Source organism: Opitutaceae bacterium TAV5 (assembly GCA_000242935.3).
GTDB lineage: Bacteria > Verrucomicrobiota > Verrucomicrobiia > Opitutales > Opitutaceae > Geminisphaera.
In genome coordinates, this window is record CP007053.1 from 6,829,607 (window position 1) to 6,847,645 (window position 18,039).

The 18,039-nt window shown below is 63.5% G+C and carries 16 protein-coding genes and 1 tRNA gene; 10 read left to right on the forward strand and 7 right to left on the reverse strand.

Annotated elements, in window-relative coordinates:
• Positions 1 to 29: 29 nt before the first annotated feature.
• The 3 genes from OPIT5_28740 (at position 30) to OPIT5_28750 (ending at position 3,235) form a co-directional block, all read left to right on the forward strand.
• Positions 30 to 1,592, forward strand: a complete 1,563-nt coding sequence (locus OPIT5_28740) for a hypothetical protein (GenBank protein ID AHF93586.1) — start codon at positions 30 to 32, stop codon at positions 1,590 to 1,592.
• A 45-nt stretch (positions 1,593 to 1,637) separates the two neighbouring features.
• On the forward strand, positions 1,638 to 2,423 hold the full coding sequence (locus tag OPIT5_28745; GenBank protein AHF93587.1) for a hypothetical protein: 786 nt from the start codon (positions 1,638 to 1,640) through the stop codon (positions 2,421 to 2,423).
• A gap of 62 nt (positions 2,424 to 2,485) precedes the next feature.
• Positions 2,486 to 3,235 carry a ribonuclease III gene (locus OPIT5_28750; GenBank protein ID AHF93588.1) on the forward strand — a complete coding sequence of 250 codons (750 nt, stop codon included), beginning with the start codon at positions 2,486 to 2,488 and terminating at the stop codon, positions 3,233 to 3,235.
• 172 nt (positions 3,236 to 3,407) lie between these two features.
• Here the strand turns inward: OPIT5_28750 and OPIT5_28755 are convergent.
• A tRNA-Arg gene (locus tag OPIT5_28755) sits at positions 3,408 to 3,484 on the reverse strand.
• 224 nt (positions 3,485 to 3,708) lie between these two features.
• Between OPIT5_28755 and OPIT5_28760 the strand changes: the two genes are divergently transcribed.
• Both OPIT5_28760 and OPIT5_28765 read left to right on the forward strand, forming a co-directional pair.
• Positions 3,709 to 4,608: a phosphate ABC transporter substrate-binding protein gene (locus OPIT5_28760; protein ID AHF93589.1), complete on the forward strand. Its 900-nt coding sequence runs from the start codon at positions 3,709 to 3,711 to the stop codon at positions 4,606 to 4,608.
• A 284-nt stretch (positions 4,609 to 4,892) separates the two neighbouring features.
• Complete coding sequence (locus tag OPIT5_28765) at positions 4,893 to 5,942, forward strand: iron-sulfur cluster assembly protein HesB (GenBank protein ID AHF93590.1); 1,050 nt, start codon at positions 4,893 to 4,895, stop codon at positions 5,940 to 5,942.
• 156 nt (positions 5,943 to 6,098) lie between these two features.
• Here OPIT5_28765 and OPIT5_28770 read toward each other — a convergent pair whose 3' ends face one another.
• Positions 6,099 to 6,986, reverse strand: a complete 888-nt coding sequence (locus OPIT5_28770) for a xylose isomerase (protein ID AHF93591.1) — start codon at positions 6,984 to 6,986, stop codon at positions 6,099 to 6,101.
• 277 nt (positions 6,987 to 7,263) lie between these two features.
• Complete coding sequence (locus OPIT5_28775) at positions 7,264 to 7,461, reverse strand: 30S ribosomal protein S21 (protein ID AHF93592.1); 198 nt, start codon at positions 7,459 to 7,461, stop codon at positions 7,264 to 7,266.
• Between the two features lie 178 nt (positions 7,462 to 7,639).
• Here OPIT5_28775 and OPIT5_28780 point away from each other — a divergent pair, with 178 nt between their 5' ends.
• Positions 7,640 to 8,113 (forward strand): hypothetical protein, encoded by a 474-nt coding sequence (locus OPIT5_28780; protein AHF93593.1) that lies wholly within the window; start codon positions 7,640 to 7,642, stop codon positions 8,111 to 8,113.
• A gap of 37 nt (positions 8,114 to 8,150) precedes the next feature.
• Here OPIT5_28780 and OPIT5_28785 read toward each other — a convergent pair whose 3' ends face one another.
• The 3 genes from OPIT5_28785 to OPIT5_28795 form a co-directional block, all read right to left on the reverse strand.
• Complete coding sequence (locus tag OPIT5_28785) at positions 8,151 to 10,010, reverse strand: ABC transporter ATP-binding protein (GenBank protein ID AHF93594.1); 1,860 nt, start codon at positions 10,008 to 10,010, stop codon at positions 8,151 to 8,153.
• Complete coding sequence (locus tag OPIT5_28790) at positions 10,003 to 11,967, reverse strand: ABC transporter (protein AHF93595.1); 1,965 nt, start codon at positions 11,965 to 11,967, stop codon at positions 10,003 to 10,005. The genes OPIT5_28785 and OPIT5_28790 overlap by 8 nt, the downstream gene beginning before the upstream one ends.
• A gap of 384 nt (positions 11,968 to 12,351) precedes the next feature.
• Positions 12,352 to 12,651 (reverse strand): phosphocarrier protein HPr, encoded by a 300-nt coding sequence (locus tag OPIT5_28795; protein ID AHF93596.1) that lies wholly within the window; start codon positions 12,649 to 12,651, stop codon positions 12,352 to 12,354.
• 110 nt (positions 12,652 to 12,761) lie between these two features.
• On the opposite strand from OPIT5_28795, the gene OPIT5_28800 reads away from it, so the two are divergent.
• The 4 genes from OPIT5_28800 (at position 12,762) to OPIT5_28815 (ending at position 17,499) form a co-directional block, all read left to right on the forward strand.
• On the forward strand, positions 12,762 to 13,517 hold the full coding sequence (locus OPIT5_28800; GenBank protein ID AHF93597.1) for a 3-deoxy-manno-octulosonate cytidylyltransferase: 756 nt from the start codon (positions 12,762 to 12,764) through the stop codon (positions 13,515 to 13,517).
• A 75-nt stretch (positions 13,518 to 13,592) separates the two neighbouring features.
• The gene (locus OPIT5_28805) at positions 13,593 to 15,770 is read left to right on the forward strand and encodes a DNA topoisomerase (GenBank protein AHF93598.1); all 2,178 of its coding nucleotides are present in this window, start codon (positions 13,593 to 13,595) and stop codon (positions 15,768 to 15,770) included.
• A gap of 791 nt (positions 15,771 to 16,561) precedes the next feature.
• Positions 16,562 to 17,029, forward strand: a complete 468-nt coding sequence (locus OPIT5_28810) for a transcriptional regulator (GenBank protein ID AHF93599.1) — start codon at positions 16,562 to 16,564, stop codon at positions 17,027 to 17,029.
• Positions 17,026 to 17,499 carry a transposase gene (locus OPIT5_28815; protein ID AHF93600.1) on the forward strand — a complete coding sequence of 158 codons (474 nt, stop codon included), beginning with the start codon at positions 17,026 to 17,028 and terminating at the stop codon, positions 17,497 to 17,499. The genes OPIT5_28810 and OPIT5_28815 overlap by 4 nt, the downstream gene beginning before the upstream one ends.
• Here the strand turns inward: OPIT5_28815 and OPIT5_28820 are convergent.
• Entirely contained in the window at positions 17,496 to 17,801 is a 306-nt protein-coding gene (locus tag OPIT5_28820) for a hypothetical protein (protein AHF94867.1), read from the reverse strand. The genes OPIT5_28815 and OPIT5_28820 overlap by 4 nt on opposite strands.
• Between the last annotated feature and the right edge of the window lie 238 nt (positions 17,802 to 18,039).

Genomic DNA, 18,039 nt, shown 5'->3' on the forward strand with positions numbered 1-18,039 from the left:
GCACACCCCCGCCGTCGCTGCCTTTTCCCATGACCTTTTCTGCCTCACGCCGCCACTGTCGTTGCTTTCTGTCCGTTGCGATTTTTGCGACGCTGTTTTTCTCCGCTCCCGAAAATGCCGCTGCTGCCGACGACGATGCGTCCGCTCCTGGGCCAGTTGCCAATCCTGTCCCCGATGACAATCCCTACGCCGCCGCCATCGCCGCCTGGAATGCCCTCCCCGCGGAACAACGCAGCCGCCTGCAACAAACCAGCGAGAAACAAGTATCCCCCGACCCTCCGCAACCGTCCCGACAAGGACGCGGCCTCTTTCCCCCCTCCCCCCCTCCCCCCTCATTCGCGCAACTCGCCGCCGACCCCACCACCTCCGCTGTTCTCCAGACCATCGGGCAAGCCCTCCGCAACGGCGGCGAAGCCCGGTCCGTGGACTGGGGCGTCAACATGAATCAAAACCCCGAAAACATCGTTTTCGAACACGTCGGAGATGCGCGCGCCTTCGCATATATCGCTCTCGCGCAAGCGGACTCGCTGGTGGCGAATGATCCGCAAACCGCAGTTACGCTTGCCGCCGATGTGTTCGCCCTCTCGCGTCACGTCAGCGAGACCAACACCCTGATTACCAGCATCACCCAAGCCGCGCTAGACGGCGTCGCCACCCGATGGCTGGCCAGCCGCCTCCCGGAACTGCCCGCGCAAGCCGTATCCGAACTTCAACGACGCATGGAAAACCTGCCCGAAGGCGGCAGATGGTCCGCCTGTTTTCCGAACGAAAAGCGCTATGCCGAAGCGTTCCTCGACAGGATCGTTGGCCTTGCCGCGCTCACACCGGCGGAGGACAGCGACCGCTCCGCCAAAACCCTCCGCATGGCCGGCCTGCTCGGGGAAGGCGACAACGTATCCATCAGCCTCGAAACCGCGGACGGCAGCTTCTGGCTCAAGACCGGCCAGACCCTCCACGGCGTCCGCCTTGTAAATGTCGATATAAAAAAACAGCAGGCACTCCTCTCCTACGAGGGGCGCCTGGTGCAACTGCAACTGGAGAGCCGCAAGCTCGTCGATCTCGACACCATCCGCGTCACCCTTTCCGAAGACGATCCCCTGCGGAAAATGGTGGAAATGCTCTCCGGCTCCGAGCCCGCTCCCTTGCCCGAAACCCTCGCGCAATGGGTATCCGTCTATCAGGAGATCACGGACTATTACGATGCGCTCGCCGCCCGCTTCGACGCCTTTGACTTCGACGACACGACCGCCCTCCACAACCGGCTCAGCGAACAGGCAAAAACCCTGACGATGCACATGACGATGCTCCAGCGCTTTGCCGCTGCCGGGAAAATCCGCGAAGCCCAGCTCGCCGCCGCCCTTGACGCCGCCGTCGCCGGAAAACTCCCCTCCGGTGTATCCGATCCTGTCACACAAAAAACCTTCCGCATCATCCCGGAAAAAACGCCGGATGGCGCGGAAAACGCCGGGACGGGCGGCGTTGCTGCCAATGCCGCCAAAACCGGTTATGTTATCGAATCCGATTTCATCCCTTCGACACATCGGCCCGATCCTGTGCGGCTCGTTGTCGGCCGCGTCGCCGTTGAACCGTAAACCCGCCCCCTCTGCCGCCTCATTCTTTCAGCCCTGTATTTTCCCATGAGATACTTTCGCATCTGGCTCGCCAGCATTCGCTACTCGGTTGTCCGGGCAATGATGTTTCGCGGCGACTTCCTCATGTGGTCGCTCGTCGAAACGTTCTGGATGGCGGTCAACCTCCTGCTGGTCGGCGTCATCTACCGCCACACCGAATCGATCGCCGGCTGGGGCGCCTGGGAGATGACGCTGCTCGTCGGCACGTCGATGGTCGTGCAACGCCTGCTGATGGCGTTTTTCTGGAGCAATCTCTTCGAAATGGGCCGCAACGTCCGCACCGGACATTTCGACTTCTTCCTCGCCCAGCCCGGGAACCCGCTCTTCATGGTCTCCACGCGCAAGCTCGACCTCGACGGCCTGATCAATCTCCCGCTCGCGCTCGCGGTCGTCATTTACGCCGCCCACCGGCTCGACCTCGAACTCACCGCCGGACGCGTCCTCGCCTACGGTTTTCTGGTCCTGTGCGGGCTTGCCGTCCACTACGCCACGCTGCTGATCAACATCTCGCTGGTGTTCTGGCTGCAAAGCGCGCGCGGCATCGAGGGCGGGTACTTCGCGCTCAACGAATATTCGCGCCTCCCGCGCGAAGCCCTGCGCGGCATCGCCTCGATCGTTCTCGTTTACACCCTACCCGTCGTGATCGTGACCAATGTGCCCGCCCGGACGCTGCTCCACGGCATCGAACCCGCCCATGCCCTTTGGCTGGCGGCGGCGGCGGGCTTCTGGCTTTCGGTCGCCGTCCTCGTCTTCAACCGCGGCCTGCGCCGCTATGCCAGCGCCAGCTCATGAACCCTCCGCCCCGCGCAACCTCCCCCGCCCCCGGCGGCAACACTCCCGCCGTCCCGCCAGCCATGCCCGCCGACGCCGGGGCGGTTCTTGCGGATCTGCAGGCCCGGCTCGGCCACACCTTCCGCGACCCCGTCCTGTTGCTCACCGCCCTCACGCATCCCTCCTGGTTGCAGGAACACCCGGAAACGCCCGAAAACAACCAGCGCCTCGAACTCCTCGGCGACGCCGTTCTCCAGCTCCTCCTCACCGAAAAACTCTTCCACCTCTTCCCCGCCGAACGCGAAGGCCCGCTCAGCAAACACCGCGCCGTCCTTTCGCGGGGTTCCTTTCTGGCGCAACTCGCCCGCGAAACCGGTCTCGACGCCGCCCTGCGTCTCGGCTCCAGCGAGGAACAGACAGGCGGGCGCCAGCGCGATTCCACGCTCGAAGACGCCTTCGAAGCGCTCTTCGGCGCCCTCTGGCTCGATGCGGGCCTTGAACCGGCTCGCCGTGTGCTCCACGCGATCTACGGCCCGCTGGAGGCGCGTCTTTCCAGCAATGCCGGAGCCGACAACCCCAAAGGCCGGCTCCAGGAACGCGTGCAGCCCGAGTACGGCAACAACGCCTTGCGCTACGAGACGTTTCACATTTCCGGCCAGGACCACGCCCGTGAATACGAGTCGCGCGTTTACCTCTGCGAGCGTTTCCTCGCCACCGGTCGCGGCACCTCGAAAAAACATGCCGAGGAAGCCGCCGCCGGCGCAGCCCTCGCCCTCCTCGCCCGCGCCGAAGCCGAAGAAAACCAGGCCGGCAGCGGTCCGGAAACCCCGTAACGCATGTTACGCGGATCGACCGTAGGGGCGTCGCTCGCCGACGCCCGCGAATACAATTTGACGCCCCGTCCGGCTGGCGCGGGCGTCGGCGAGCGACGCCCCTGCCTCCGGAGTGCGTAACTTCAGCCCGTAAAAAAACCCGTTTCCGGTGATGGAAACGGGTTTTAAAAGCTGGCGCAGCCGTAGGGAGTCGAACCCCAAACCTTCTGATCCGTAGTCAGATGCTCTATCCAATTGAGCTACGGCTGCGTTTCAAACTGACGAGCCGCGAGAGTTAGGTAACGCCGCCCGACCCTGGCAAGGTTTTTTCTGACAAAAAACAAACTTCCTCCCCGACTCCCCTTTCCGGGGAGCCTTTTTGCACTTTCCGGCCCTGCCCGCCATGCATCGGCTCCTCTTCCCGGACCACCCTTGCAGGTGATGTCGTCTTTCCGTTTGCCTGCGAGCCTGCATGCGATTCGCTCGCACCCTAAATGCTCTTGCGATCCCTTTTCTCCTGCCTCGCCGCCGCCGCCCTTGCTCTTCCCGCTGCGCTCCCCGGCCAGAGCCCGGGCCCGATCCGCATCGCCGGCTCCGACATGCTGGCCGCGGAAATGACGCGCGAACTCACCTCCTTTGCCCAACGCAACGACCTCAAGCTCGAACTCGACTTCAAGGGCAGCACCACCGCCCTGCTCGCTCTCCGGAACAATCAGGCGGATCTCGCCATCGCCATCATCGGCCCGCTCAGCCCCAAGCTCGATGACCGGTTCATCGCTCGCCCCGCCGCCTGGCAGACTGCTGTCATCGCGGTCAGCGAATCCGGCACTTCCCTCAACCAGATCACCTTCAACCAGCTCGCCGGCATCTACAACCAGAGCGAAACGACCAACATCCGCCGCTGGGCCGATCTCGGCGTCCCCGGCGTCCAGGCACAGCGCACCATCCGCCCCATCGCCATCAGCCAGCGCGCCAGCCTCACCAGCGAACTCGCTCTCGCCACCGCGTCTGCCGGCGGCGAACACGCGCTCAAGTCCACCGTCACGGTCGTCGACACCGCCGCCGCCGCCCTCGCCCGCCTTGCCGGCGACGAAAGCGGCATCGCCATCCTTCCCCTGACCCCGCCGACGACACCGAATATCAAGGTGCTCCTCGTCTCCCGCAGCCGGGAAGACACCGCCTATGCGCCCACGCCTGAAAATCTCCAGTCCGGCACCTATCCCTTCCGCCTGCCCGTCCAGTTCGTTTTCCGGAAAGAAGACGCGGCAAGACTCCGGCCCGTCCTCCGCGAACTCCTGAGCGAGGAAGCCGAAAAGATGTGGACCGCCGCCGGTTTCGTCCCCCTGCCGGTCCCCGTGCGCAACGAACTCGTTTTTGAACTCGAAACGCTCTGACCTCACATCCGGGCCATGCCGGGAAATCGTGTTTTTGAGCACGATTCTCCACAGTCGGAAGAAGCCGGTGCGCCCGATCCTGTTAACCGCGAATGAACGCGAATGGACGCGAATAAAATCACCGATGTTACGCGGATCGACCGTAGGGGCTTTGCTTGCGAAGCCCGCGAATACCTTGGGGCATCGCCACGTCGCCCGGCTGGCGCGGGCGTCGCAAGCGACGCCCCTACCTGCGGAGTGCGCAACATCAGTAAAATCAATGTGTCCTCTGTCCTGACCTCACCTTGAACGCCGCAGCCCTCATCGCCACCCGGACCGGTTTCCAGGATGCCCTGCTCTCCTGGTATCGCGTCCACCGGCGCACCTTGCCCTGGCGCGAAGAACCCTCGCTCTACAAGACTGTTGTCAGCGAATTCATGCTGCAACAGACCCAGGTCAAGACCGTGCTCCCCTACTTCGCCCGCTGGCTGGAGACGTTCCCCGACTTTTCCGCCCTCGCCGCCGCGCCCGAGGACCGCGTGCTCAGGAACTGGGAAGGCCTCGGCTACTACACCCGCGCGCGCAATCTCCACAAACTCGCCCGGGCTCTCGCCCCGCTGCCCGCGCCTCCGCGGACGCGAGACGCATGGCTCGCCCTGCCGGGCATCGGCCCCTACACGTCCGCTGCCATCACCAGCATTGCCTTCGGCGAACAGGCGGCGGTGGTCGACGGCAATGTCGTCCGTATCCTCGCCCGCCTCACCGCCGACGCCACGGAATTTCGCGACAGCGCCACCGCCTCCAAAGCCTTTGCCCCGCTCGCCGACGCCTTGCTCAATCCGCGCAACCCGGGCGACCACAACCAGGCCATGATGGAGCTGGGTGCCACCGTCTGCCACCGGCAGAATCCGCTCTGCACCGTGTGCCCGGTCCTCACCTTCTGCGCCGCCCGGCGCGAAGGCGCTCCGGAAAGCTATCCGCGGCTCGCCGCCAAAACCATCACGGCCCTCAGCGTCGATCGCCTCTGGTGCGTGCACGACCAGAAACTCCTGCTCCACCGCGCCGCCGCCGGCTCACGCCGGTTCGCCGGCCTGCACGAACTCCCCTCCGCCGAACACCTCGACCTCGCGCCGGACACCCTCGCCACGGTCGCCCCGCAGATTCTCGCGAAGAAAAAACGCGGCATCACCCGCTACGCGATCACCGAGACGATCCGCGCCCTCGCCGCCCCGCCCGCGCCGGTCCTCTCGCCCGCCACCTGCCCGCCCGGGCTTGTCTGGGTACCGCTCGCAACGCTCGACAGCATCACGCTCTCCGGCCCGCACCGGCGCTGGGTCACCGAACTCCTCGGGTAACTGTCAACTGATGTTACGCGGAAGGCGGCGTGGCACGGGCATCCTTGCCCGTGGGTTTGATGTGGCATGGGCATCCTTGCCCATGATTGCCGGGGAGGGGGGAACGGTTTGCGGCGCGGAGCGCCGTCCACGGGCTGGAAGCCCGTGCCACCCGCCTCACCCGAACCGCTTCCCGATCAGGCCGAGCACGCGTTCGCGCGAAGTCCGGATATCGCCGGGCGACACGCGCGGACTCAGCTCCAGCGTCAGCCGGTGCTCCGGTTGCCAGAACCCGCTGATCATGTCGAAATCGATCCTTCCCGCGCCCACCGGCTGATGATCGCGGCCATTGCTGTCCACGTCGTGCAGATGGAAGCCGAGCGTGCGACCGGCGTTCTGCTCCAGGTGTTTTTTGTGATCGAGCAGACCCAGGCTGCGCTTGATCTCCGCATGCCCGGTATCGTGCCAGTACCCGCAGGGCGACGGCGTCGCGAGCGTCCCGAACAACGTGTCGAAATCGTCGTCCAGCGGCAGTTCCTCGAACCGCTCGCGGTTCTCGCAACCGATCCGGATGTTTTTTTCGAGCGCGTAGGCCCGCACCTCGTTCAGGCTTTTGATGACCTGGTTCCAGAACGGCACCATTCTGGCGCGCAGTTTTGCGCAGGATTTTTTCAGCAATGCCTGGTAACGCTCGCTCGTCGCCACCTCCGTCTCGGGGGAGGAGCGCAGGAATGCCTTCAGCCGGCGTGCCGGCGACATCCAGAAAAACCGCACGCTGCCCAGGTGCGCCACCATCACGGAGGCCCCGACCTGCGCCGCAAAATCGATCGAGCGCAGCGTGTACCGCAACCACTGGTCCAGCTCGCGACGGTCCCGCGACGAGGGCTCGAACAGGTTGGGCGCCGCCTGGCTCACACTCGTGGGGAGCGGACAGAAATTGTGGGTGGAGCTGACCTTGATCACCCCTTGCTCGAGCGCCCGCAGGATACCCGGCACCAGCAGCAACCGGATGCCGTGGCTGAGTTCGGCATGGCTGAAACCCAGATCGGCTATCTCCTTGAGCATCCCGTAACCATCGTTGTGGCGAAAGGAGTTCCAGCAGGTAGAGAGAGCGAGAGTCGGTTTCACAAAATTAAAAAGCGGACAGATGAAGACACCGGAAGGAGGATGCATTCTTTTTGCAATCTTCTCCTTTTCGATGACTGTGGCAGGGATCCGGCAGCGGGTTTTTCAAAGTGGCAACGCAACCAGGCGGACCGGGCTATTTCAAGTCATGAAAACACAAAAAAACGCTCCCCGGAAGGGAGCGTTTCGCAAATTTCATGAATGGAAGTCCACCCGCTTATTCAGCGTAACGGCGGCGGAGCATCTGGGTAAAGGCCTGGACCTTTTCCTTGCGACGGCGGCGCTCGCAAGGCTTTTCAAAGTAGCGCTTGGCACGGACATCCTTGATGACGTTCTCGCGTTCGAGCTTCTTTTTCAGGCGGCGGATGGCCCGGTCAACTGGCTCGTTTTTGCGGATTTTGATTTCGATGGGCATGTTGGAAACGACGGTCGGTAAAAGTGAAAGCGGTTAACCAGGCATCTGGCCGCGAGCGCGTCAACGGCAATTTTTCGTCGTTTCGACAGGTTGACGGACGAGGGCAGGCGCATCACTTCCCTGCATGGTCATATCTTCCCTGCCGCCTTGCCCGCATCTGCCGCCGCCGGTCTCCGGCATGGACTGGCGCGCCATGAACGCCCACGGCGGCGCGCGCGACGGCGGGTTTTACCTGACGGCCCTCACCTACGCGCATTCGCTCTGGCAACGCAGCCTGGCCGCCCGCGCCGTGCTCTGCCTCGACCGCGCCTTCGGCGCGGATCTTGCCGGCGACGAGCCGGTGCTGCGCGCGTGGCCCCTGCCCTACGCCGCGATGGCGTGGTTTCTCACGCACACGCCTCCCGAGGTGTTTATCGGCAACCCGCGCGTCCATTTCCAGCACTACGCCGACCGCATGAACGAACCGCGCAAGGATCAGCGCCGCTGGCGCGCCTGGGCCTGCTGGGCGCTCGTTCGCCACCTCCGTCCCGAATGGCCGGCGGACCCGAAGCACGCTGTTGCCGAGCCGTCCGTTGACGAGATCGCCGGCCGGTTGCGGCGACACGGCGTGCCGGGTGAAGAAACCCTGTGGCGAAGCGTGCTGGAAGCCTGACCGGGCAGGCCGGCATTCCCGCCGCCGCTCCTTCAGGCTACGCCCGCAACGCCTCCTCCAGCCGTTCGCGGCGGAACTGGCTGGTATAGAGCTCGTGGTAATGCCCGCGCTTCGCGAGCAGTTCCTCGTGCGTGCCGCATTCCTCGATGCGGCCCTTGCCGATCACGAGGATGCGGTCGGCGTTGCGGATCGTGCTCAGGCGGTGCGCGATCACGAAGCTAATCCGGCCCCGGAAAACCGTCTCCAGGCCGCGCTGGATGAGTTGCTCCGTTTCCGTGTCGATCGACGACGTGGCCTCGTCCATCACGAAAATCTGCGGATCGGCCAGCAGCGCGCGGGCAAACGACACGAGCTGTTTTTGTCCGGTCGAAAGCCGGTTCCCGCCCTCGCCGACCTCGGTGTCGTATCCGTTTTCCAACTGCATGATGAAGTCGTGCGCGTTGACCATCCGCGCCGCCGCCTCGATTTCGGCATCGGTCGCCTCGAGCCGGCCGTAACGGATGTTTTCACGGACGCTTCCCTTGAAGAGATGCGGAGCCTGCAACACGATGCCGAGCTGCGACTGGAACCAGTGCAGGGAGCGCTCGCGGTAATCCGTGCCGTTGACCAGCACCGTGCCAGAAACCGGTTCGTAGAAACGACACACGAGCGACACGATGGTGCTCTTGCCCCCGCCCGACGGACCGACGAGCGCGATCGTCTCGCCCGCGCGCACCGCGAGGTTGAAGTCGTCCAGGACAACCGGCCCGTTTTCGTAGCGGAAAGTGACGTGGCGAAACTCCACGCTTTCGATGCGGTCGGGCAGACCGTCTTCCGCCGCGCCCGGTGTTCTCTCCCTTTCAGTTTTCAGCTTTTCCGCTTTCAGTTTTTCCGTGACGGCCTCGCTGTCCCTGATCTTCGGCTCCGTGGCGAGCAGCCCCATGACGCGTTCGCCGGCCGCCTGGGCGGCCTGCATTTCGGTGAGGATGCGCGCCATCTGGTTGATCGGATGGAAAAACTGTCCGGCAAACTGGATGAACGCGACCAGCGTGCCGAGGGTGAGCGCGTCGTTGAGCACGAGCCAGCCGCCGCGCCAGAGTGCGAGTCCGCCGGCGAGCGAGCCGAGCGTCATCACGACCGGAAAATAGAGCGAACTCTGCCGGGCGTTGCGCACCGAGGCCTCGAACATGCGCGCGGAAAGATCCTCGAACTCGGCGAGATTTTCCTTTTCGCGCACGAGGGTTTTTGTCGTGCGCACGCCCTGGATCGACTCGTTGTAGCTGGCGGTGATCTGCGAATTGTACTTCCGGATCTCGCGCGCGGAGAGGAGCATCTTGCGCTGGAAAAACAGCGACACCAGCGCGAGCGGCGGAAGCACGGCAAGGACGATCAGGGCGAGCCGCCAGTTCATCCAGAGCAGGCTGCCGGCGATCATGAGCACGAAGAAAAAGCCCCACACGATGTCGAGCGTGCCCCAGGCGATGATGCGCGACAGGCGGTCGCAGTCGCTCGTCAGCCGCGAGATCAGCCAGCCGACGGGGCGCGTGTCATAAAACGCGAACTCCAGCTCCTGCAACCGGTCGAAACCGTCGCGCCGGATGTCGTGCGCGAGCCGGTTGGAGAGGTTGCCGGCCATCTCGATGAACACCCAGATGCCGGCGCTGAAGAGCAGGACGATGCCGAGAAACGCGCCGATGTAGAGGGCGAAGGGCGCATTCACCCCGTCGCGCGCCACGCCGTCGATGATCCAGCGGGTCATGTGGCCGAGCGTGGTTTCGAGCACGGCAATGAGGATGGCGGTGATGCCGAGCGGCACGAGATAACGCGGCATTCCGAGCGCGCGGCGAAAGAGCTTCATCCAGAGGCCGGCATCGAGGCGGGCCTTGAATTCGTCTTCCTGGTGAGAGTGGTCAGGCATGGCGGGAAAAAACCGAACCCCGGAGGGTTCGGAGTTCAGAGTTCAGTGTCGGGGGTTGGGCCGGAAGCGATGCGGACGGGCGGAGCGACGGCGACGGGGACGCCGCTTCTCCGATGAATTCCTGCTCGATGTCGTTCTGGATTTGCCAGAGGCGGCGATAGAGACCGTCGCGGCCGGCGAGGTCGGCGTGGGTGCCGCTCTGGATGATGCGGCCATGGTCGAGCACGATGACGCGGTCGGCGTGGGCGAGCGTCGAGAGGCGGTGCGCGATGACGAGTGTCGTGGAGCGGCCGTGGCGCTGGCGGAGGGCCTCGATGATGAGCGCCTCCGTCTCGCCGTCCACGGCGCTGAGCGCGTCGTCGAGGATGAGCAGCGGCGGGCGTTTCAGGATCGCGCGGGCGATCGCCATGCGCTGGCGCTGCCCGCCCGAGAGCGTGATGCCGCGCTCGCCGATGAGCGTGTCGTAGCCTTTCTCGAAACTGGTGATGGATTCGTGGATACACGCGGCGCGGGCGGCCTCCTCGACCTCGCTCTCGGACGCGTCGCCGCGGCCGAGGCGGAGATTGTCGCGCAGGGTCTTCGCATAAAGAAACGGCTCCTGCATGACGACGCCGGTGCGGGCGCGCACGTCCTTGCGCGGGAGGGTGCGCAATTCGCGTCCGTCGATCCGGATGCTGCCGCTGCCGCCGCTCGCCTCGTCGTAGTCGTAGAGCCGGAGCAGCAGGTGCATGAGCGTGCTCTTGCCCGCCCCGGAGGGGCCGATGATCGCGAGCGTCTCGCCGGGCGCGACATCGAGCGAGATGCCGTCGAGCGCGGGGCGCGACATGCCCTGGTGCGTGAAACCCAGGTCGCGAATGGAAATGGCGCCCGGCCGGGCGTCGGCGGCGCCGTTCGGCGAAGCGTGTCCGGCCGGGACGAGGCCGGCCTCCGGCTCTCCCTCGCGCGGCGTGTCCAGAATCTCGCGGATGCGGCCGAGCGCGACGGTCGTTTTCCCGAGATCCGTCAGGATGCGCCCCATCTGCCGGACAGGCCAGAGCATGATGCCGAGGTACGTGATGAACGCGAACAGCGTGCCGACCGTGATCTCGCCCTTTGCCAGCCACCAGGCGCCGACGAGCAGCGTGAGCCCCGTCTGCACGAGCGACACCAGATCGCTCAGCGACCAGTACCATGCCATCAGCCGGAGCATGCGCAGGCTCGTGTCGCGGTAGGCGGCGTTGGGGCCGGCGAAACGCCGGCGTTCATACTCCTGGCGGGCGAAGGCCCGCACCACGCGGATGCCGGTGAGGTTTTCCTGCACCACGCCCGTGAGCGCGCCCTCGGCCTCGTCCACCGCCTTGAACACATGGCGCACGCGGACGAAATAAACGTAGCTGTAAACCACCAGCGGCACCACCAGCGCGAACGACACCAGCGTCATCGGCACATGGAGCATGAGCATGAGCGGCAGCACGGAGGCGGCGAGGATGAGCGAGTTGCCGATTTCCATGACCTGCACGGCGAGAAATTGCCGCGTGGTTTCCACGTCGCTCGTACAGCGTTGCACGAGGTCGCCCGTGTCGGAGCGATCGTGATGGCGGGCGGGCAGGTGGTTGAGGTGGTCGTAGAGCTCGTTCTTGAGATTGCGGGCGATGCCGTCGCTGGCGAGCGAGGCGAGCCAGCCCTTGGCGTAGGAAAACACCCCGCTGGTCGCCGTGATCGCGACCATCGCCACAACGGCGATCCAGAGGTGCGCGCGGAGATTTTCGGCGCCGCCGAGCGCCCCGAGCATGACGGCGAGCAGGCCGTTGGCCTCGTGCGCAGGCTTGCCGGAGATAGCGTGGTCGAGCGTCACGGTGCCGACAAGCGGCACGAGATAGTTGAGGCCGATGGCGAACAGGAGGCAAACCAGCGCGAGCAGATAGAGCACCCGCTGCCCGTGCATGAGGCGCCAGATAACGCGGAAAAGGGAAAACATGTTGGAAAAACGGATGAGTGAAAAATCGGAGAGACAGAGTCGGATGAAAAACCGGACCGCAAACCCCGGCGACAGCCAGGCCCCGGAGACGGCCGAAACGGGAGCGGGCACAAAAAAACCCGCGCGGTTTCGGGCGGCGGGCGGGCTGTGGATCAGGGATCGGGATCGGGGATCGTCCGTAAAACCGGTCGGAATGATTTGCCGGTTGGCCTTATCCGGGGAGCACACGGCCCGCACGCAGGGAGAGGTCGATGGTGGGCGTGTGGTTCATCATGGGAAGTCCTCGGTTAAAACAGAGCCCGGAAAAAACCGGGCCGGACCGGACGAGGCAAGCGGAAACTGAAACCGGTGCGCCAAAAAAAACGGACGCGCCCCGGCGCCTCCTCAGGCTTCGTCGAACTTGCGCGTGAACAACTGCTCCAGTTCGTCGAGCATCGCCTTGGCATCGCCGCCGGTCGCGAGGAATTTCACTTTGGAACCCTTGCCCGCGGCCAGCATCATCAGGCCCATGATCGACTTGCCGTTGACCTGCTCCTCGTCTTTTTCGACGAGGACATCGGCTTTGAACTTGTTGGTGATGCGCACAATCATGGCTGCCGGACGGGCGTGAATTCCCATCTTGTTTTGAACAACAAGCTCTCGGGTCAGTTGCTGGCCGGCGGCGGCGGTATCTGCGTTATCCATGTGTCAGAACGGTGAAGGTTCGCGGCGCGCGGGTGGCTTGCAACCCAAAAACCTGATCGCCACGCTCCTTCCCTTTCATCTCCGTCGACATCCGTCACCTGCAATTGTCCATGAGCACTGCCATCATTGTCCCCTGTCGCCTCGAATCGACCCGCTTTCCCCGAAAGCTGCTCCATCCCGTCGGCGGCCGGCCGCTCGTCCTCCACGTGGCCGCGCGCATCCGGAAAGAAGCCCCCGGATTCCCGCTCTGGTTCGCCGTGGATGACGCCCTCCTCGCCGCCCCGCTGGAGGCCGCCGGTTTCTCCGTCATCATGACCGGCACCTGCCACCAGTCCGGCACCGACCGCATCGCCGAGGCCAACCGCACCGTCCGCGCCGCGCACATCATCAACGTCCAGGCCGACGAACCCCTGGTCACCGGCGCCCAGATCCGCCGCCTCGCCGAACTGGTTGCCTCCCCCGGCGTGGCCATGGCCACGCTCGCCACGCCCTTCCGCACCGCCGCCGACTTCGCCAACCCCAACCAGGTGAAGGTCGTCTTCGCCCCCGGCAGCCACCGCGCCCTCTACTTTTCCCGGCTGCCCATCCCCTACGCCCGCGATCACGCCGGCCAAGTCACCGACGACTGGGTCCGCGCCCACCCCTGCTACCGCCACCTCGGCCTCTACGCCTACAAGGCCGATCTTCTCGACCGCTTCGCCAGCCTGCCGCAAGGCCGCTACGAAATCGTCGAAAGGCTCGAACAACTCCGTGTTCTGGAGAACGGTTACGACATCGCCTGCGATGTCACCGATGATCCCGGGATCGGTGTGGACACGCCCGAAGATGCCGTGAAATACGAAAAATATCTCGGCGTCGCCCGCTAGCCTGCGCTATTTCGCCCCTTTGAACAAAAAACCGGCATCCCGGTCCACCAACCTCTTTCAAACACGCTCCCTTTAATGCCGAAACGCACACCTCCCGACGACGACCAGAAGCAACCCGAACTGTCCTTCAACGGCGATCCGAAGCCGGCCGACCGCACGCTCGCCGCCTCCTCATCCGGCACCGCATCCGGAACGTCGCCGGGTGGCGATGACGACAGCGCCCTCCCCCCCGCCTCCGGAACCGCGGACGCTCCCGCCGCGCAGGTCGTGCCCGAAGAGCCCAAGAACAACGACAAGGCCCCCCTCGCCCACGCCTACAAAAACTGGTTTCTCGAATACGCCAGCTACGTCATCCTCGACCGCGCCGTCCCGCACATCCACGACGGCCTCAAGCCCGTCCAGCGCCGCATCCTCCATACGCTCTGGGAAAAGGATGACGGCCGCTTCCACAAGGTCGCCAACATCGTCGGCGCCACGATGGCCTACCATCCGCACGGCGACGCCTCCATCGGTGCCGCGCTCGTGGCCATCGCCCAGCGCGGCTGGCTGATTGAGCCGCAGGGCAACTTCGGCAACGCCCTCACCGGCGACGACCCGGCCGCACCGCGTTACATCGAAGCCCGCCTCACGCCTTTCGCCCGTGATGTCCTCTTCAACCCCAAGACCACCGCCTGGCAACTCAGCTACGACGGCCGCGCGAAGGAGCCCCTCACCCTTCCGGCAAAATTCCCCGTTGCCCTGCTCGAGGGCACGGATGGCATCGCCGTGGGTCTTTCGACGACGATCCTCCCTCACAACTTCAACGACCTCTGCCGCGCCTCGATCAATCACCTCCAGGGGAAAAAATTCCGCATTGTCCCTGATTTCGCGACCGGCGGCATCGCCGATTTTTCCGAATACAACGACGGCGACCGCGGCGGAAAAGTAAAAATCCGCGCCAAGATCGAACAGCGGACAAAATACCTGCTCGCCATCACCGAGCTCCCCTACCGCGTCACCACGGTGAAGCTGATCGAATCGATCGTCTCCGCCAACGCCAAGGGCAAGATCAAGATCCGTCATGTTGACGACAACACCTCCGACAAGGTCGAGATTCTCGTCCACCTCCCGCAAGGCGCCGACGCCGACCAAGTGCTCAACCAGCTCTACGTTTTCACCGATTGCCAGGTTTCCATTTCTCCTGCGGCCTGCGTCATCGAGACCTCCGACACCGGCAACGGCGACGGCATGCAGGACCGCCCCGTGTTCCTCGGCGTATCCGAAATCCTCCGATGCTCCACCGACCGCACCGTCCAGCTCCTGAAACAGGAACTCGAAATCCGGCTCGGCGAACTCGAGGAGCAGTGGCACCAGGATTCGCTCGAACGCATTTTCATCGAGGAACGCATCTACCGCCGCATCGAAAAATCCGACACCTGGGAAAGCGTTCTCGAGGAGATTCGCACCGGCCTCAAACCGCACATCAAGCACCTCCGCCGCGAGGTCACCGCGGACGACATCACCCGCCTCACCGAAATCCGCATCAAGCGCATCTCGGCCTGGAACCGTTTCAAGGCCGACGAAGCCATCAAAAAAATCGAGGCCGAGATCAAGCAGACCAGGCACGACCTCGCGCACCTCACCGACTACGCCATTGCGTGGTTCGAGCGCCTCCAGGAAAAGTACGGCAAGGGACAAAAGCGCCGCACGACCTACGACGAGATCGAGCAGATCAGCGCCGCGCAGGTCGTGGCGGCCAACCAGCGCCTCTACGTCAACCGCGACGAAGGTTTCATCGGTCTCAACTGGCGCCAGCACGAGTTCATCACCGAATGCACGCCGCTCGATGATGTGATCTGTTTCATGGCCGATGGCACCATGAAAGTCGCCAAGGTGGCGGACAAGGTCTTCATGGGGCGCGACATCATCCATGTCGCGATCCTGCCGAAAGACGGTGACAGGAAATTCTACACGCTCGTCTATCAGGACAAGGCCAGCGGCAAGGCCTTCGCCAAGCGGTTCCAGGTCGGCGGGGTGACCCGGGAAAAACTCTATCTGCTGACGGCGAGCGAGGGATCGAAGGTCGTCTTTTTCGATGTGGCCGACACCGAGGAAAAAATGCCCGCCAAGGTTGAAATCATCCTCAGCGGCCGGTGTTCGGCACGGGTGAAGGAATTCGAATTTGACCTCGGCGAAATGAAAGTCGGCGGACGCAGCGCCAAAGGCATCACGGTCACCCAGTGGCCGGTCCGTGCCGTGAAGAAAAAAGGATAGCTGCGAACGCAAGTACTGAAGTGGCGCGGGCGTCTCGCCCGCTGACGGCGAAGCCGCCGGGATTGGCAGGAAAAGTGGCACGGGCATCTTGCCCGTGAGCGTTGCCTCTCCGCGACGTCCGGAAACACACCGGCGGCGCTCCGCGCCGTCCACGGCCAGGATGGCCGTGCCACGCCGGAATCGTTCTCGTACTCTTTCTCGTTCTCTTTCTCCGGTCCGGATTCGTACTCCTTCTCTTTCTCCTGCTCGTACTCCGGATCGATCCCCGGATCGATCGTTCTCCTGCTCCGGCACTCGCACGGCACTCGCAAGGTGCACGCACGGCGTTCCGCAGCACGAGTACGAGAAAGAGCAAGAGTACGAGAAAGATCCCGATCCGGAGTAAGAGTAAGAGAACGAGAATGAGAACGAGTGGCGCGGGCGGGACGCCCGCGCCACGCCCCCTCTGCACCGGCAGGCCATTTTAACCTGCAACCTTTACCAAACACTCAACAAACGATCCCGTATCCGGTTTTCCACTATAGCATTTTTTAAAAAATTGTAGCCGTACAGGATCCTGAAAACAGAACCACGGATATCACGGATAAAAATCGGATTACACAGATAATACATTGGTATATGGTATCTTGATTATTTCTTGACCATCCGTGGAATCCAAAATCATCCGTGAAATCTGTGGTTAAGAAACGGCTACAGTTTTATTTTAAACTATCTAAATGTTAAATGTTGAGCGTTAGAGCATTTTAAATAAAACTGTATCTATTTTGGAATAGATGGTTCAATTTTTCGGGATGAAAAGCATTTCTTTGGATTTGAGGCGCCGGATAGTGGAGACCTACGATGAGGGAGAGTGGACGCAGGAGGAGGTAGCGAAGCGTTTCCGGGTGTCGTTGGGGATGGTCAAGAAGCTGTTGATGCAAAGGCGCAGGACAGGGCAGATCGAAGCCAGGCACCGGTTTTCCGGAAGGAAGGCGCGGTTGTTGCCTGAACGCGGCCAGGAGCTGAAGGCGTTGGTGGCGAGGCATCCGGACCTGACCTTGGCCGAGATCAAGGAGCGCCTCGATCTGGTCTGCACGATTCCGGCGATCCATCAGGTGCTCGCGAAGCTGGGACTGACATATAAAAAAAGACGCTCCATGCGGCCGAGCAAAACCGCCCGGATATTGCCAAGGCGCGTCGCGGATGGAAACGCGGCCAGGGCGCGTTCGATCCGGCCCGGCTTGTCTTTATCGACGAGTCGGCGGCCAAGACGAACATGACGCGTTTGCGGGGCCGCTCGCCCAAAGGAAAACGGCTGGTCTGCCACGCCCCGCACGGCCACTGGAACACCACCACGATGATTTCCTCGGTGCGGCTGGACGGCACCACCGCGTGCATGACCATCAAGGGAGCAACCAACACCGAGGTCTTCCAGGCCTACGTGCGCGAGGTGCTGGTCCCCTCGCTGCGTCCAGGCGACATCGTCGTCATGGACAACCTCGGCTCCCATAAAAACGAACACACCCTCGCCCTGATCGAACAGGTCGGCGCCCAGGTCCGCTTCCTTCCCGCCTACTCCCCCGACCTCAACCCCATCGAGATGATGTGGAGCAAGGTGAAGGCCCTCCTTCGCAAGGCTCAGGCGCGTAATCACCCCGACCTCCTCAAGGCTGTCGCCTCCGCGTTACGCTCCGTCACTCCCCAAGACGCACTTGGCTGGTTCGCCGCATGCGGTTACAGTTTTATTTAATATGCTCTAAATGTTCTGCGCCCGGCCTTCAGCGTCCCCGCCGCCCCCTGCCAGAACGCCCGCGGCGTCAGCCCCGCGTTCCGGTACCCTTCCAGCGGCGTCTCCTCGTTGTAGTGGCGCAGCCACTCCGCCAGCTTCATCCCGTGCTCCCGCTCCACCCGCTCCCTGATCTCCTCGTTGCACAGTTCCGGCGCTTCCCCCGCCAGCTCCACCAGCGTCGCCACCACCTCCGGGTCTGTCGGCGGCAGGCCCCACCCCTCATGGGCGTTCTCAGGGGATGTTGTCGGATCGAAAAAGATCATGGCAGATGCGGTTCATCAGAAACGGGAAAACCCACGGACCCGGGCAGACGGGCCAACCGCGAATGAACGCGAATAAAACCAATCAACCCTGCTTTCTTACGGAGATGTTAGGCCGACCCGTTTTCGCAGGGGCGCAGATGCGTAACATCCGCTCAGACACTCTGCCCTCCGGCCTCTGCCCATGCGATGCCCGCGGCTACTGTTTTCAGAAAATCTTCCCCTGCGGCAAAATTGCCGC